This is a genomic window from Xanthomonas sp. fls2-241-TYG-148 (genome assembly GCF_030208815.1).
Taxonomy (GTDB): domain Bacteria; phylum Pseudomonadota; class Gammaproteobacteria; order Xanthomonadales; family Xanthomonadaceae; genus Xanthomonas; species Xanthomonas campestris.
The window spans coordinates 123,160-139,998 of sequence record NZ_JARVTE010000014.1 but is presented as its reverse complement, the minus strand read 5'-3'; the positions used below and the strand labels follow the sequence as shown (position 1 = coordinate 139,998).

The window sequence follows — 16,839 nt, the reverse complement described above, 5'->3', positions numbered from 1 at the left end:
ATTCACCGGCGTCGCGTGCGCACCTGGCGCACCGTTGTGGATCGGCGAGGCAGGCCGATGAGCGGGCAGACCCATGCTGCCGCACCCATCGCCGCCACGCCGAAGCGCGCGCGTTTTCTATCGCTGGACGTCTTTCGCGGCCTGACCATTTTCCTGATGATTCTGGTCAACACCGCCGGGCCGGGCGCGCAGGCATACGCGCAGCTGACGCATGCGGCCTGGTTCGGCTTCACCCTCGCCGACCTGGTGTTTCCTTCGTTCCTGTTCGCCGTCGGCAGCGCGATGAGTTTTGCATTGGCCACCGATACGCCGCATCGGCAGTTCCTCGGCCGCGTGAGCAAGCGCGCCGCGCTGATCGTTCTGTGCGGCGTGCTGATGTACTGGTTCCCGTTCTTCCATCTGCAGCCTGGAGGCGGATGGGCGTTCACTGAGATCGAACAGATCCGTTTGCCTGGCGTGCTGCAACGGATCGGCCTGTGCTATCTGCTGGCGGCATTATTGGTGCGCTACCTGCCGCCGCGCGGCATCGCGCCGGCCTGCGTGGCGCTGCTGCTGGGTTACTGGGCAGCGTTGTATGTCTTCGGCCGGCCCGGCGCGGAGTTGAGCAAAGCCGGCAACGCTGGCACGCGGCTGGATCTATGGCTGTTCGGGCGCGCACATCTGTATCGCAAGGATGGCGGCTTCGACCCGGAGGGCCTGCTCGGCACGTTGTCGGCCACGGTCAACGTACTGGCCGGCTATCTGGCCGGGCGTTTCCTGCAGCGGCGCGGCAAGACGGGCGCCGCCACGCGCGCGTTGCTGCTGGCCGGCGTGGGGCTGGTGCTGCTGGCGCTGCTCTGGCACCCCGCTTGGCCGCTGTCGAAGAAGCTCTGGAGCGGGTCGTTCGTCGCCTGCACCGTGGGGCTGGATCTGCTGGCGCTGAGCGTGCTGGTCTATCTGCTGGAGCTGCGCGGCTGGGTCGGCGGTAGCGGCTTTTTCACCGTGCTGGGGCGGAACCCGCTGGCGATCTACCTGTTCTCCGAGTTGTTCGTGGTCGTATTGCGGCTGCTGCCGGCAGGTCATTCTGGTCTGGACCTGTACGCCTGGGCCGGCATCCGCGTGTTCCAGGCCATCGCGCCCGGGCCGCTTGGGTCTTTCCTGTGCGCGCTGAGCTACACCCTGCTGTGCTGGGGTGTGGGCTGGTGGATGGACCGGCGGCGGTGGTATCTGCGCTTGTGATGGCCTTGCGCCCTACGTGGTGAGGCGCGGTGGCGGCAGCGCAAGTTCATGCGCGGCTATGCGGTGGTCCGCTGCGGTTCGCTCCCTCGCGGTGCCGCAGCGCCCCACCGACACCCGTATCGCTCCGCAATTCACTGCACTGATGCGCTCCGGGCAAATTGGTACTATATTGGACCTAATGAATCCAAGTCGGTCCAGAGGACAGGCAATGGCCAAACCGAAAACCGATGCCAGGACGGACGCCGACCCCAGGATGGATGCGCTGGCGTTGGACGCCTCTGCGCCGACGCCACTGTACTTGCAGTTGGCGAGCAGGCTGGACGAGCAGATCCGCGGTGGTCACTGGAAGGCCGGCGAAGCGCTGCCCGCCGAGCGCCAGCTGTGCGAGCGGCTGCAGATTTCGCGGGTCACCTTGCGCCAGGCGGTGGATGCGCTGGTGGAGCAGGGCCTGGTCTCGCGCCGCCAGGGCGCCGGCACGTTTGTCACCTCGCACATCCAGCACCAGCTCAGCGGCTTGACCAGTTTCAGCGAGACGCTGCGCATCAAAGGCTACGAGCCCGGCACCAAGTGGCTGGAACGGCGCCTGCGGCCCGCGCATGGCGAGGAAATCCTGCGCCTGGGGTTGTCGCCGGATGCGGCGGTCGCCTCGCTCACCCGCTTGCGCAGCGCCGATGACCGCGTCATGGCCTACGAGCACGCCGTATTGCCGCAGCGCGTGGTCGCCGACCCGGAGCAGGTGGGCGATTCGCTCTACAGCTTTCTCGATGCGCAAGGCACCCCGGTGGTGCGTGCGCTGCAGTACTTCCGCGCGATCAATCTGCCGGCACGGCTGGCCGAACACCTGCGCATGAAGACCGGCGAGGCGATCCTGCATGTGGTGCGCGTGGGCTACACCCGCGACGGCAGCGCGATCGAACTCACCGACACCTATTGCCACAACGACTTCTACGACTTCGTCGCCGAACTGCGCCGCTGACGCCGACGGCATTCCCCGCACGACAACCTAGAGCCAGCCGATCCATGACTACCGCCAGGCCCGCAAATCCCGTTGTCTCGATCGCCATCGTCGGCGTGCTGTTTTTCATCATCGGCTTTTTCACCTGGATCAACGGGCCGCTGATCACCTTCGTGCGGCTGGCGTTCGATCTCAACGAGGTCAATGCGTTCCTGGTGCTGATGGTGTTCTACCTGTCGTACTTCTTCCTGGCGCTGCCCTCGTCGTGGATCCTCAAGCGCACCGGCATGAAAAAAGGCCTGGCGCTGAGCCTGGTGGTGATGGCGCTGGGCGCGGCAGCGTTCGGGCAATTCGCCACGCAACGCTGGTATCCGGGCGCACTGGCCGGCCTGTTCGTGATCGGTAGTGGCCTGGCGCTGTTGCAGACCGCGATCAACCCATACATCAGCATTCTCGGGCCGATCGAAAGCGCGGCGCGGCGCATCGCGCTGATGGGCATCTGCAACAAGATTGCCGGCATCCTGGCACCAATCCTGATCGGCTCGCTGGTGCTGCACGGCATTGGCGATCTCTCCACCCAGGTTGCCGCGGCCGATGCGGCGACCAAGCAGCAACTGCTCAATGCGTTCGCCGCCAAGATCCATGCGCCGTATCTGGTGATGTCCGGCGTGTTGCTGGTGCTGGCGGTGGGCGTGTTGTTCTCGCCGCTGCCCGAACTCAAGGCCTCCGAAGCCAATGCCACGCCGGGCAGCGGTGGCGCAGCGCAGAAGTCCAGCATCTTCCAGTTCCCGCATCTGTGGCTGGGCGTGTTGTGTCTGTTTGTGTACGTCGGTGTGGAAGTGATGGCCGGCGATGCCATCGGCACCTACGGCCACGGCTTCAATCTGCCGCTGGACAGCACGAAGCTGTTCACTTCCTACACGCTGGGCGCAATGTTGCTGGGCTATATCGCCGGCTTGGTGCTGATTCCGCGGGTGATTTCGCAGGCGCGCTACCTGAGCGTGTCTGCGCTGCTGGGCGTGCTGTTCTCGCTGGGCGCCTTGCTTACCCACGGCTATGTGTCGGTGGGGTTTGTGGCCGCGCTCGGTTTTGCCAACGCCATGATGTGGCCGGCGATCTTTCCGCTGGCCATCCGCGGCCTGGGCCGGTTCACCGAGATCGGTTCGGCGCTGCTGGTGATGGGCATTGCCGGCGGCGCGATCATTCCGCAGCTGTTCGCGATTCTCAAACAGCATTACGACTTCCAGGTGGTGTTCGCCGCGCTGATGGTGCCGTGCTACCTGTACATCCTGTTCTATTCGCTGCGCGGCCACCGTGTGGGGCTGCCGGCTCAACCGAAATGAGTGAAGCGGCATGATGCGTTCAGACGAACAAGGCACGAGTATGCGCAGGCCCACCATCAAAGATGTCGCCGAGCGCGCCAAGGTCTCCTTGAAGACCGTGTCGCGCGTGATCAACAACGAACCGTCAGTGATGCAGGCCACGCGCGCGCGCGTGCTGCGTGCCATCGCCGATCTCGATTACGAACCCGATCCGTCCGCGCGCAACCTGCGCAGCGGCACGCCGTTCGTGATCGGCCTGGTCTACGACAACCCCAACCCGTACCACATCATCGGCATCCAGAACGGCGTGTTGGCCGCCTGCCGCGAAACCGGGTTCGGGTTGCAGATCCATCCCTGCGATTCCACTTCGCCGCTGCTGGCCGAAGAACTGGCCGAATGGGTGCAGCGCTCGCGCCTGGCCGGCGTGGTGCTGACCGCGCCGATGTCCGAGCGCCCCGAGTTGCTGGCCGGCCTGGCCGCGCGCGGCATCAAGAGCGTGCGCATCATCGCCTCCACCACCGACCCGGGCGATGGGCCGTGCGTGTACATCGACGACCGCGATGCCGCCTATGAAATCACCGAGCATCTGATCCAGCTTGGGCACCAGCGCATCGGCTTTTTGTGGGGCGGCCCGCAGCACCGCTCCAGCGGCGAGCGCTACGCCGGTTACGAAGCCGCATTGAAGGACTACGGCATCAGCCTCGACAAGCACCTGGTGATTCCGGGCGACTACACCTTCGACGATGGGTTTCGTGGTGCGCGCCGGTTGTTGTCGCTGCGCGAGCCGCCCACGGCCATCTTCGGCAGCAATGACGAGATCGCCGCCGGCGTGCTGGCCGCGGCCAAGTCCACCGGCATGAACGTGCCGTACCAGTTGTCGATCGCTGGATTCGAAGACAGCCCATTCTCGCGGCAGTCGTGGCCGGCGCTGACCACCGCCAAGCAGGCCACCGAAGACATCGCGCGGCACGCCGCACGCCTGCTGATCAGCCAGCTGCGCAGCGACGCCTACGACGACCAACCGGCGCAACTGCAGAACCGCGGCTTTGTGCCGCAGTTGGTGGTGCGCGGCTCCACCGCACCGGCGCAACCGCCGGCCGCCAAGTCCCCCTCCCCCGAATCCGCCTGAGCTCCGATGAATCTCCCCCAGGAAACCGACACCCTGATGTTCCGCGAGGCGGCCGAAACCGCCGACGTGGTCGCTGCACAGTTCGCGCGTAATGCCGACACCATCGCCACGTTGGCGCAGTCGCTGCGCGACAACCCGCCGCCGTTCGTGGTGACCTGCGCGCGCGGCAGTTCCGATCACGCCGCCACCTACGCCAAGTACCTGTTCGAAACCCAGCTTGGCATCGTCACCGCGTCGGCTTCGCCCTCGGTGGGCTCGGTCTATGTGGCGCCGCTGCAGTTGCGCGGCGCGCTGTACATCGTCATTTCGCAATCGGGCAAGAGCCCGGACCTGCTGCGCAATGCCGAAGCCGCCAAAGCCGCCGGTGCGCGCGTGGTGGCGCTGGTCAACGTGGAAGATTCGCCGCTGGCGCAGCTGGCCGAGGTGGTGATTCCGCTTGGTGCCGGCCCGGAAAAGAGTGTGGCCGCGACCAAGAGCTATCTCGCCTCGCTCGCTGCCGTGCTGCACCTGGGTGCGGTATGGAAGAACGACCCCGCGTTGCTTGCCGCCGTGCAGCAGTTGCCGCAGCAGCTGCGCAGCGCCTGGCAGGCCGATTGGTCCGCACTCACCAGCGGCCTGAAGCCGGCGCACAACCTGTTTGTGCTCGGCCGTGGCCTGGGCCTGGGCGCGGCGCAGGAAGCCGCGCTGAAGTTCAAGGAAACCTGCGGCCTGCACGCCGAGGCCTACAGCTCGGCCGAGGTCAAGCATGGTCCGATGGCCTTGGTGGGCCCGGGTTTCCCGGTGCTGGTGTTCGCGCAGCCGGATGAAACCGGCGCAGGCACGCGCGCCCTGGCGGAAGAATTTCGTGCACGTGGCGCGCAGGTGTGGCTGGCCGCGCCCGATGGCGACCTGCCGCTGGCCGACGCTGCGCACCCGGCGTGCGCACCGTTGCTCACCGTGCAGAGCTTCTACCGCGCCATCAACGCGCTGGCGCTGCAGCGCGGGCATAACCCCGATCTGCCGCCGCATTTGAACAAGGTCACGGAAACGGTTTGAACATGGATGCTTCCCCGATTCAAGCGCTCTGCAATGCACGCGTGCTCACTGATACCGGCCTGCAGGACGGCCTGGCCGTGCTGCTGGACGGCGCGCAGATCCAGGCCGTTGTCGCGGCCGACGATGCGCGCGTGGCGCAGGCCGGCACGCGCGTGGATCTGGGTGGCGCCACCCTGCTGCCCGGCTTCATCGACATCCAGGTCAACGGCGGCGGCGGGGTGTTGTTCAACAACGCCTGCACGCCGCAGGCGCTGGCGACGATCGCCGCAGCGCATCGCCGCTACGGCACCACCGGCATGTTGCCCACGCTGATCAGCGACACCGCCGAGGTGATGGCCGAGGCCATCGCCGCCACGCGCCAGGCGATCGCACAGGGCGTGCCGGGCGTGCTCGGGATCCACCTGGAAGGCCCGTACCTGAGCCCGGCGCGCAAAGGCACCCACGACGCACAGAAATTTCGCGTGCCCGACGCGCACGAGATCGCCGTGGATACTTCGCTGGACAACGGCGTCACCCTGATCACGCTCGCGCCCGAGCGCGTGCCGCTGGACGACATCCGCGCCTTTGTCGCCGGTGGTGCAGTTGTGTTTGCCGGCCATACCGCCGCGACCTACGAACAGGCGCGCGACGGCATTGCCGCTGGCGTCAGCGGCTTCACCCATCTGTACAACGCGATGTCGCCACTGGCCGGGCGCGAGCCCAATGCCGTGGGCGCCGCGCTGGAAGATCCCGCGGTGTGGTGCGGCGTCATCGTGGACGGCGTGCATGTGCATCCGGCCAGCCTGCGCGTGGCGCTGGCCGCCAAGCCGCGCGGCAAGCTGCTGCTGGTCACCGACGCCATGCCGATGGTCGGCGCCGATAGCCCCAGCTTCGATCTGTACGGCGAAACCATCACCGCCATCGACGGCGTGGTACGCAACGCCGCCGGTGCGCTCGCCGGCTCCGCGCTGGACATGGCCACCGCGGTGCGCAACAGCGTGCAGTGGCTGGGCGTGGACCTGGCCGAAGCCGCGCGCATGGCGTCCACCTATCCGGCGCAGTGCATCGGCCTGGGCGAGCGCCTGGGCCGCATCGCACCGGGTTACCAGGCCGACCTGGTGCTGGTGGATGCGGATGTGCAGGTGTTAGCGACCTGGGTGGCCGGGCAGCGCGAGTAAGCGTGCGTGCCGGTGCGTGGATCCATGCTGCGCGGCGAGTTGCCGCAGCCGCATGGACTTGCAGCACTTCTGCAGCAGAAGTCGAGCGCTTTCTGGTGAGAGCGTTGCGTACGAGTACGCGCCGTATCAAAGCGTGCAAACACTTTGCATCGCAACATCTGCGTGCGCAGCCTTATGGCATCAGGGTTCCATGCGCAGTGGTCTGCCTGCACACCAAAAGAACGCGATGGTGATCACGTCGTCATTCCGTTATCTGCGTTGAATTCGACGAATTACACATAAATCAGGCTGTTTGTGTCGTTGAGTTGACAGCGCGGCTTGCGGGAGGCACCTTCGCTGATAACGTTGTCAGCGAAACAGGAGCACGCTCCGAATTCATGCAGACGTTGCCGCCGATCATGCATCGGTCTGGCGCCTTGACCCGTACGCCACGAGGCAGTGCGGGACGCTGCTCGCATCCGGCACAGGGGACGGATTGCGAACATGGCACGCGCATCGCGCGTTCTTGCGCAACTCACCGGTTGCGACGTATCAGCCTAGAGGTCCACGCAATGGTGTATCCCCGTGTGTTCGAGTTGTCCGGTCATGTCATGTGTCATGCGCGTGCACCGCGTCGTTCGCCACTGAGCGCAGCGGTCCGTGGTTTGCTGTTGGGTGGCGCGGCTTTTGCCAACACTGCGGCACTTCCCGCATTCGCACAGGAACAGCCTGCACCCGCCCAGCAACAGGCACCCGCGCAAACCAATCCATCGGTCTCCACCTTGGATGAAATCAAGGTGGTGGGCTATCAGGCCAGTCTCGGCAAGGCGCTCAACGTCAAGCGCAATGCCGATGCCATCGTCGACGCGATCAGCGCCGAAGACATCGGCAAATTCCCCGACACCAACGTCGCCGAGTCGCTGTCGCGGCTATCCGGCATCACGGTGGACCGCCAGTTCGGCGAAGGCGAAAAAGTCAGCATCCTCGGTACCGATCCGGCACTCAACCGCGTGTTGCTCAATGGTCAGACCATCGCCTCCACCAGCTGGGGCGGCGACCCCAATGACCCGGATAGCCGCTCGTTCAACTACAGCACGCTGGCACCGGAAGTGGTGGGCCTGATGGAGGTCTACAAGACTCCTGAGGCGCGCATTGATGAGGGCTCGATCGGTGGCACCGTGATCGTGCACACGCGCAAGCCGCTGGAGCTGGAGCGCAACACGCTCACCGGCACCGTGAGCTACGGGTATAACGATCGTTCCGAAGAAGGCAAGCCCAATGCCTCCGCGTTGTACAGCTGGAAAAACCAGGATGAAACGCTCGGCGTGCTCACCTCGGTGATGCATTCGCAACGCGTGTTGCGCCGTGATGGTGTGGAGATCTTCGGTTACGACGATGTGGCAGGCGCCGGCTTTCCCGCTGCCGTGGTCGGCAACAATACCGGGGTGTTTCCCACCTCGATCAACACCGCCTTGTTTCAGCAGACGCGTAAGCGCGATGGCGTCAGCGCCGCACTGCAGTGGAAGCCGGATGCAGACTTCGAGCTCAACCTGACCGGCCTGTACGTTAAAGAAAGCTTCGACAACTACAACCAGAGCCGCTACGGCTACTGGGGCTCCACGCCTGGTGATGCGCAAGCGCTGGGGTTCGAAAACGGCATCGCCACCTCCGGCACCTTCGGCGACCAGTCCAACACCTATCTCGACGGTTACCTGCGCAACAGCGAGGTCAGTACCGGCAGCATCCATCTGCGCGCCGACTGGCATGGCGATGGCTGGAACGCCTCCAGCCAGGTGGGTTACACCAGCTCGCAAGGCGGCGCCGAGCGCATCTACGGCATCCAGTTTCGCAACCTGGCCGGCTATAGCTACAACATCGACGGGCGCCGCACCGCGATGGACTACAGCACCGACCCCACCAATGCGGCGGCGATGCAGCTCAACAACGCCTCGGCCAGCCATAGCCCGCAGTACGACAAGGAACGCTACCTGCAGCTGGACTTCGACCATGCGGTGGAGTGGGGCCCGTTTACGCAGATTCTTACCGGCATCAAGCTCACCAATCATGCCACCGGGCAGTCGTCGTACAGCCGCACCTGGAACCCGAACGATGGCAGCACGTTGGCCGCGTTCTCGCCGGGCACCACGCCCTCCGGCTATCTGGACGGGCTGTCGACCAGTGCCGACATGCAGCGCTGGTCGACGATCAACAGTGGCGCCATCAGCCAGTACATCGGCGGGCTCGAAGGCGATGAAGGCTTGCCGATCAGCTATGCGGGCAACTACAGCATCGAAGAGCAGAACCGCGCCTGGTTCCTGCAGGGTAACTTTTCCGGTGAGCGTTATCGCGGCAACATCGGTGTGCGCTATGTGCATACGCGCGACTCCACCGATGGCTATAGCTACGCACCGGGCGGTGGCTATACGCCGGTGAATTTCCTGAGCAGTTATGGCAAGTGGCTGCCGGCGTTCAACATCGCCTACGACCTGCGCGACGATCTGATCATGCGTTTCGCCGCCTCCAAGGTCATCGCGCGGCCGCGCTATACCAACATGACCCCGTACGTGGCCACCGACGACACCACGCTGACCGCCTCCACCGGCAACCCCGGCTTGAGCCCGTACGAGTCGACCAACCTGGGCGCATCGCTGGAGTGGTACTTCACCGATAGCAGCGTGCTCAGCGGCGAGTTCTTCTCGCGCGATATTTCCAACTACATCCTCACCACCGTGCAGGACCGGGTGTTCTTCAACAACGCCACCGGCGGCTCCAGCACCTACCAGACCTCGGTGCCGACCAATGCCGGCGATGCCAAGGTGCGCGGTGTGGCGGTCAATCTGCAGCACAACTTCGGCAATGGCTTCGGCGTGGTGGCCAACTACACCTATTCCGATTCCAACACCGATGGCGACTACAGCCTGCCGTACAACTCGCGCAATGCGTACAACATCAGCCCGTACTACGAGCAGGGCAAGTGGAGTGCACGCGTCAACCTGGGCTGGCGCTCGGAATACTTCACCCAGATCGGGCGGCTCAACGGGCAGCAGATGACCGATGCGTTTACCCAGGTGGATGCGTCGGTGGGCTATCAGGCCACCGAGCGGCTGCGCGTGGCGCTGGAAGCCACCAATTTGCTGGATGAAACCTACTTCAGCTACATCGGCAACAAGAACCAGCCGTACTACCTGTACAAGAACGGCCGCTCCTTCATGCTGAGCCTCAACTTCAAGCTGTAGCTGTACCACCTGGCGAACGCCGGCTGCAGGCGGGCGTTCGCCAGGTGGGTGTTACCGAGTGGGTGTTACCGATACGGCTTGGCCTGCAGTGTGGCCGCGCGGCGCCCACACCGCGCGTCGATCCCGCGCTTACTGACGCAAGCTGCGCGCCTGTGCAATGGCAGCGATGCGCGCACTGGCCAATGCCTCGCCAATCTGGGGGCCCTGCAAGCCTTCTGCCGCAAGGTCGCGCGCATTGATCGCCAGCGCCGCGGCATGCACACGCTGCAGTTCCGGCCCTTGCGGGTATGCGGCTTCTTCGCTGCCCAGCCGGCCGCGCTTGTCCGCTTCACAGACCAGCGCCAGTTGGGCGATGCGCTCCGGCCGACGGAAGCCGTCGCAGCGCACCAGCAGCTCATGCACGGTGCGGTCGCGCAGTTCGGGCAAGCGATGCACGTTGAGATGTTCGCGGCAGGCGGTGACCGCAAGCTGGCGATAGTCCTGCGGCACTTTCAGCCGCTCGCACAGCGCCTGCAACGGGGCCACGCCGCGCTGCTCATGCATCACATGGCGCGGCCATTGCTCCGGCGGGGTCAGCGCCTTGCCCAGGTCATGGGTGAGCGCTGCAAATCCCACCAGCGCATCGCCGGGCGCAAGCCGCGCAGCCATGTCGCTGACCATCTCCTGGTGCACGCCGGTATCCACTTCCGGATGGAACTCGGCACGCTGCGGCACGCCGTACAGCGCATCGAGCTCGGGCAGGATGGCGCGCAGCGCGCCGGTGTCGTGCAAGGTGCGCAGGAACGCGGAAGGCTGCGCACTGGCCAGCACGCGGCGCAGCTCCTGCCACACGCGTTCGGGCACCAGGCTGTCCAGTTCGCCGCTGTCGGCCATCTCGCGCATCAGCGCGGCGGTTTCCGGCGCAATGCTAAACCCCAGCGGCGCCAACCGTGCCATGAAGCGCGCCGCACGCAGCACGCGCACCGGGTCTTCCACAAACGCCGGGCCCACATGCCGCAACACGCGTTGCTGCAGATCGCGTACGCCGCCATACGGGTCGAACACTTCGCCGCTGGCTTCGTCGCGTGCAATCGCATTGATGGTGAAGTCGCGGCGCAGCAAGTCCTCTTCCAGCGTCACCGACGGATCGGCGTCCACGACAAAGCCACGGTAGCCACGCCCGGATTTGCGCTCGGTGCGTGCCAGCGCGTATTCCTCGCCGCTGCGCGGGTGCAGGAACACGGGGAAATCCTTGCCCACCGGCTTGTAGCCCAGCGCCTGCATCTGCGCCTGATCGGCGCCGACCACCACCCAGTCGCGGTCGCCGGCTGGCTGGCCGAGCAAGGCATCGCGGACTGCGCCGCCCACAAGATAGATCTTCATGCGCACATGATGCCCGATGCCCCGCGCACTGCCACGCACGGCAAGCGCGCGCGGCAGTGCGCGGGCGGCGTCAGTCCTGTGCGGCGTTAGCCGCCGGGCCCGGCGAACACACCGGGCGCGTGCGCTTGTCCACCAGCCGGCCCATCAACCGGTCGCTCAACGGCAATGCATCGCCGTTGAGGCGCCAGTCGTAGATCACGCTGAAGGCCAACACGCGCGCAACGTACTCGCGCGTTTCCTTGTAGCTGATGGTCTCGATCCAGAAATCCGGATCAAAGCCGGGCCGCTGGGCCTGCCAGCGCCCGGTCGGTCCGGGGCCTGCGTTGTAGGCGGCGATGGTGACGTAGGGCAGGCCGTAGGTGTTGAGCAGCTGGCGCAGGTAAGCCGTGCCGATCGCGATGTTGGTGTCTGGCTCGTAGAGGCTGGCGGCGCCGCCGTAGTTGGGCAGGGCAATGCCCTTGGCCACCGCCGCGCCGGTGCCCGGCAACACCTGCATCAGGCCCATTGCATTGGCTGGCGAGCGCGCGCGTGGGTTGAAGATGCTTTCTGCGCGAATCTCCGCGGCCACCCATGCCGGATCGATAGCATTCTTGGCTGCTTCTCGGCGGATGCTGTCGTCGTGGTGCAGCGGAAAGCGCAGCGCGTACAGGCGCTGTTCGTCGGGCTGCTTGCCGAGTGCGAACACCGCGCGGTCGAACCACCCGTTGTCGCTGGCGACCTCCACGGCGAGGCGGCGTTGGGTGTCGTCGAAGCGGCTGGCGGCATCGTTCCATTCGGCCACGGCCCAGCCGGGGCGGTCGATCTGGAACAGCGCGATGGCGCGCACCAATGCCGGGTCACGTGCCACCGCGGCCTTGGCCTGCGGGCTGTCCTTGGGCTCCCACGGGCACAACCGGTAGGGCTGCTGCAGGCGATCGGCAGCCAGGAAGCCGTGGAAGGTGGGCGACTGCGCAGCGGCGCGATACAGCGGCTGTGCCGCCGCGGCGGCGCCGGTCTTTTCGGCCAGCCGTGCTTCGAAATACTGCCAGCGCGAATCACTGCGCTGGGTAGCCGGCATCTTGCGGATGGCGGCCAGTGCCGCAGGCCAATCGCCACGCGACATCGCCTCGCGCGCGCGCCATTCGTGCAGGCGTTCGTCGTAGGACGCATCGGGCACCGCATTGAGGCGGCGCGCCGAATCGGGCAGATACGAGGCCACGGTCCACAACGCAATCTGGTACAGCACCTGCCCACGCTGCGCGTCGCTGAAGCCCAACGCGGCGGCCAGTGCAGGCAGTTGTTGTTCGGCCGCGTCCGGGTCGCTCTTGGCCAGCTTGGCCAGGCCGTCCACGGCGATGTTGCGGCTGCGCTCGGTCCTGGGCCAGCTCGCCGCACGCGGATGCACCTTGTCCAGGAATGCCGCGTAGTCGGTGGCCAGGGCCAGATCGGCTGCCGGCAGCCCGCGTGCGGCTGTGCGCATCACCGCAGGCTGCTGCGCGTCGGCAGCGGCTTCCACGCGCTCCCAGCGCAAGGCCGGGGTGAGCTCGCCGCGCGACTCCAGCCCGGCAACCACCGCGTCGCAGGCATCGGGCAGGCCCTTACCGGTGCGCCACAGCGTCAAGGCATCGCGGCTCCACTGCGCATCCGCCTTGCCGGTGGCCTGACGCGCGCTCAGTTGCGCACAGCGCAGGCCCAGGTTGTCGGTGGGCTTCCAGTTGGCCAGCAGCGTGGTCCAGTCCTGACGCCGCGCCACGGCCGGCAACCAGGCGCCGCGGAAGCTCTCAGCCACCGGCTGGCCCGCATACCGCTGCAGAAAGCCCTGCGCCTGCGCGGTGGAGATGCTGTCGATGTTGCGCTTGAGCGCGGCGTATTCCAGCCAGCCGTACAGCGGATGCCGGCGCAGGGCGGTGAGCTGGCCGGCGTCGGCCTGGCCACGCTCGGCGGCGGCGATGGCATCGCGCATGGCGGTCAATTGCGGATCGAGCGATTGGGCATGCAGCGCAGTGCTGCCAAGGCAAAGCAGGCCGGCGAAAACAGCGGCGAAACGTGGGGAATAAGTCATCGCGCGACTATACCGAAGCCTGGCTGAGCACTTGAGTGAATGTGGCGCGGTGGCGCCGCGCATGTGCGCCTGTCGCGCGCTGCGTAGGCGGGGCTGGCACTCGCTCAGTAGGGAGCACGAAGCAAGCGTGCCGATGCGATGACAGAGGCAGTGCTGCGTTGCCAGGTTGCGGTGCGTTAAGGTTTCGTTTAAAAGTCGGCATGGACCGCAGGGCACGGGGGCGTGCGGTGACATTTCCTGAAATCCTTCTGGAGAGAGAAAGGATGAAGCGTCTGAGTGGCTCCCGTCGGTCGTGCCTGGCCGTGCAGTTGTCGTTGTGTCTGATCCCTTCGCTGGCCTGGGCGCAGCAGCCCGAAGCCGCCCCGAGTACGCGCACGCTCGACAGCGTGCAAGTCACCGGCACCCGCATCAAGACGGCCGAATTGCAGGGCCAGGTGCCGATCCAGACGCTCAACCGCGCCGATATCGAGCGCACCGGGCTCACCTCGATCGGCGAGGTGTTGCAGGAGCTCACTGCCTCCGGCTCGGCGCTCAATGCCAAGTTCAATTCGTCCGGCAACTTCGGCTTTCCGCCCGACGGCAGCGGCGTGGGTGCCGGCTCGGCGCAGGTGGATTTACGCCATCTCGGTTCCAAGCGCGTGCTGGTGCTGGTGGACGGCATCCGCTGGGTCAATGAATCCTCCGCCTCGGGCGTGGGCTCGTCGACGGACCTCAACACCATTCCGCTGGCGATCGTGGAGCGCATCGAAGTGCTCGAAGACGGCGCCTCGTCGCTGTACGGCTCGGATGCGATCGCCGGTGTGGTCAACATCATCACGCGGCGCACGTTCGATGGCGCGCAGGTCACGCTCAATTACGGGCAATACGGCAAGGGCGATGGCACCAACCAGGGCATGGACCTGGCCTGGGGCACCAGTGGCGAGGATTTCAGCCTGTTTCTGGGCGCCAGCTACGTCAAGCAGGATCCGATCTATGCGCGCGACCGTGCCCAGGCACGCTTCCCTATTCCCGGCACCGGGCTGACCTTTGCCAGTTCGGCCACGCCCGATGGGCGCTTCCAGTTCGTCGACCCGAACACCGGCGTGCGCCAGAACCTCACCCCCAACGTGGGCGTGGGCACGCCGCAATACGACGGCAGCGGTGGCTGCGCCCGCAGCGATGACTACCACTGCTTCGGCACCGCCGACCGCTACAACTTTGCCGAGCAGAACCTGCTGTTGACGCCGTCCGAGCGCAAGGGTGTGTTCGCGCAGTTCCGCTATTACTTCAACGACGACGTGCAGTGGTATGTCAAGGCGTTGGGCAACCGGCGCGAGTCCACCAACCAGGCCGCGCCCGAGCCGATCTTCCTCGGCCCCGATGCCGGCACCGGCAATCCGCTGGCCGACAACATCGTGATTTCCGCGCTCAACCCGTTCAACCCGTTTGGCTTCGATCTGAACTCGGCCACCAACCTGATCCAGATCGGGCGGCGCCCGGTGGAAGGCGGCCCGCGGCGGTATGAGCAACAGGTGGACACGCAGTATTTCGGCACTGGCCTGGTCGGCACCTTCGAAGGCGCGTCGCGGACCTGGTTCTGGGACGTCAACGGCATGTACAGCAAGAACAAGGCCGAGCAGACCAACTACGGCAGCTACAACCTGTTCAACATCAACCTGGGGCTCGGCGACCCGGCCGCCTGCGCGGCGGTGGCCGGCTGCGTGCCATTGGATATCTTCAGCGGCGCCGGCAGCATCACGCCGGAGATGTTGCGCTGGATCCAGCCGGTGGTGCGCGACCGCAGCCAGAACGAACTGAGCCTGTTCACCGCCAACCTGAGCAGCGAGCTGTTCCAGTTGCCCGGCGGTGCGGTGAGCTTTGCCACCGGCTACGAGTACCGCAAATACGAAGGCTCGTATCAGCCGGACCCGCTCACCGTGGCCGGCCGCTACAACGGCGTGCCGTCGTTGCCTACCTCCGGCAGCTACGACGTCAATGAAGCCTATCTCGAACTCAACATCCCGATCTTTGCCAACTCCACGTTGGGCGACAAACTCGATCTGAACATTGCGGGCCGGTATTCGGATTACTCCACTTTCGGCGGCGAGTTCACGCCCAAGTACGGCCTGCGTTGGCAGGTGAGCGACGAGTTCGTACTGCGCACCAGTTATGCGGAAGGCTTCCGCGCGCCGACCATCGGCGAGTTGTTCGGTTCGGCGGCGCGTGCGGATCTGCAGTTGTCCGACCCGTGTTCCATCGGCCTGGGCGGGACCGCGCCGCGTGGCAGCGCCGCCAACTGCGCAACGCTGGGGGTGCCAGTGAACTACCAGCAGGCCAACCAGCAGATTTCGGTGACCACCGGCGGCAACGAGCAACTGGAGCCGGAGCGCTCGCGTAGCTTCAGCGCCGGCTTCGTGTTCAGCCCGGGCTTTGGCAGCAACGCAAGTTGGTCCGACCGGCTTGATCTCGAGGTGACCTTCTACCGTCACCATGTGGATGGCGCGATCCAGGCGATCAACGCGCAGACCCAGCTCGATCTGTGCGTGGATACGCTGGACGCGCTGTACTGCGACGGCATCGGCCGCGCGTCCACCGGCGGCATCAATGCGTTCAACAACCGCCTGACCAACCTGGGCTCGATCAAGACCGACGGCTGGGACGTGGACCTCTTCTGGACCTTGCCGGAAAGCGCGTTGGGCCGCTTCAAGCTGTCCTGGCAGAACACCTTCGTGGGCCGTTACGAGGCGCTGGGCGCCGCCGGGCAGCGGCAGCCGCAGGGGCCGGGCATCGAAGTGGTGGATAGTGCGATTCCCGAGTGGACCAGCAACGCGGTGCTGGACTGGTCGCTGGGCAACTGGACCGCATCGTGGACCGCACGCCACATTTCCAAGCTCACCGAACAGTGCGGCGACGCAGTGGAATTTGCGGTGTGCTCGACGCCGGCCGAGGGCACCAATCAACTGGATGCCATCACCTATCACGATGCGCAGGTGGGCTACCGTTTCGACTGGTTGAAGGGCCTGCAACTGACCGCCGGCTTGAACAACGTGTTCGACAAGGATCCACCGATCTGCCTGTCGTGCTCACTCAACGGCTATGACGCGTCCACCTATGACATCCCCGGTGGTCGCTTCTGGTACGTGCGCGCGGACCTGAAGTTCTAGTTGGCACGACGGCTGCCTGCCGCGCTTGATGCTTGCGGCGGGCAGCACTCTGCTTGCAATGCAGATGTGCAGTGACGCACCGCGCATCGGCGTTGCTCCTGCATCAGTCAGCGACCAGGACGGATGGCGCGGTGCCCTCACCGCGTCCGGGACCCTTGGCGGCATGGATGCCGCCAAGGAGCCTCCATGGACGGATTCACGGCGTGTCCCGGGGGCGGCGAGGGCATCGTGCGCTCGGGAGCACAGGCGTTTCTGCGCCAGG

The 16,839-nt window shown here is 65.8% G+C and carries 10 protein-coding genes; 8 read left to right on the top strand and 2 right to left on the bottom strand.

Annotated elements, in window-relative coordinates:
* Positions 1–57: 57 nt before the first annotated feature.
* From QRM60_RS15080 to QRM60_RS15050, 7 genes are all read left to right on the top strand, one after another.
* On the top strand, positions 58–1,218 hold the full coding sequence (locus QRM60_RS15080; RefSeq protein WP_285446495.1) for a heparan-alpha-glucosaminide N-acetyltransferase domain-containing protein: 1,161 nt from the start codon (positions 58–60) through the stop codon (positions 1,216–1,218).
* Positions 1,219–1,471: 253 nt separating this feature from the next.
* Positions 1,472–2,194 (top strand): GntR family transcriptional regulator, encoded by a 723-nt coding sequence (locus QRM60_RS15075; RefSeq protein WP_161962941.1) that lies wholly within the window; start codon positions 1,472–1,474, stop codon positions 2,192–2,194.
* A gap of 44 nt (positions 2,195–2,238) precedes the next feature.
* Positions 2,239–3,516, top strand: a complete 1,278-nt coding sequence (locus QRM60_RS15070; protein WP_076053790.1) for a sugar MFS transporter — start codon at positions 2,239–2,241, stop codon at positions 3,514–3,516.
* A 40-nt stretch (positions 3,517–3,556) separates the two neighbouring features.
* Positions 3,557–4,624 carry a LacI family DNA-binding transcriptional regulator gene (locus QRM60_RS15065; RefSeq protein ID WP_011038510.1) on the top strand — a complete coding sequence of 356 codons (1,068 nt, stop codon included), beginning with the start codon at positions 3,557–3,559 and terminating at the stop codon, positions 4,622–4,624.
* Between the two features lie 6 nt (positions 4,625–4,630).
* Positions 4,631–5,659: an SIS domain-containing protein gene (locus tag QRM60_RS15060; RefSeq protein ID WP_042597036.1), complete on the top strand. Its 1,029-nt coding sequence runs from the start codon at positions 4,631–4,633 to the stop codon at positions 5,657–5,659.
* 2 nt (positions 5,660–5,661) lie between these two features.
* Entirely contained in the window at positions 5,662–6,816 is a 1,155-nt protein-coding gene (gene nagA / locus QRM60_RS15055) for an N-acetylglucosamine-6-phosphate deacetylase (protein ID WP_285446494.1), read from the top strand.
* A gap of 551 nt (positions 6,817–7,367) precedes the next feature.
* Entirely contained in the window at positions 7,368–10,031 is a 2,664-nt protein-coding gene (locus tag QRM60_RS15050) for a TonB-dependent receptor (protein ID WP_261794201.1), read from the top strand.
* A 129-nt stretch (positions 10,032–10,160) separates the two neighbouring features.
* Here the strand turns inward: QRM60_RS15050 and QRM60_RS15045 are convergent, their stop codons facing one another.
* Together QRM60_RS15045 and QRM60_RS15040 are read right to left on the bottom strand one after the other, a co-directional pair.
* Positions 10,161–11,393 (bottom strand): multifunctional CCA addition/repair protein, encoded by a 1,233-nt coding sequence (locus QRM60_RS15045; RefSeq protein WP_285446493.1) that lies wholly within the window; start codon positions 11,391–11,393, stop codon positions 10,161–10,163.
* A 70-nt stretch (positions 11,394–11,463) separates the two neighbouring features.
* Positions 11,464–13,434, bottom strand: coding sequence for a transglycosylase SLT domain-containing protein (locus QRM60_RS15040; RefSeq protein WP_285446492.1), 1,971 nt, complete (start codon positions 13,432–13,434; stop codon positions 11,464–11,466).
* Between the two features lie 263 nt (positions 13,435–13,697).
* Here QRM60_RS15040 and QRM60_RS15035 point away from each other — a divergent pair, with 263 nt between their 5' ends.
* Complete coding sequence (locus QRM60_RS15035; protein WP_285446491.1) at positions 13,698–16,577, top strand: TonB-dependent receptor; 2,880 nt, start codon at positions 13,698–13,700, stop codon at positions 16,575–16,577.
* Positions 16,578–16,839: the final 262 nt, after the last annotated feature.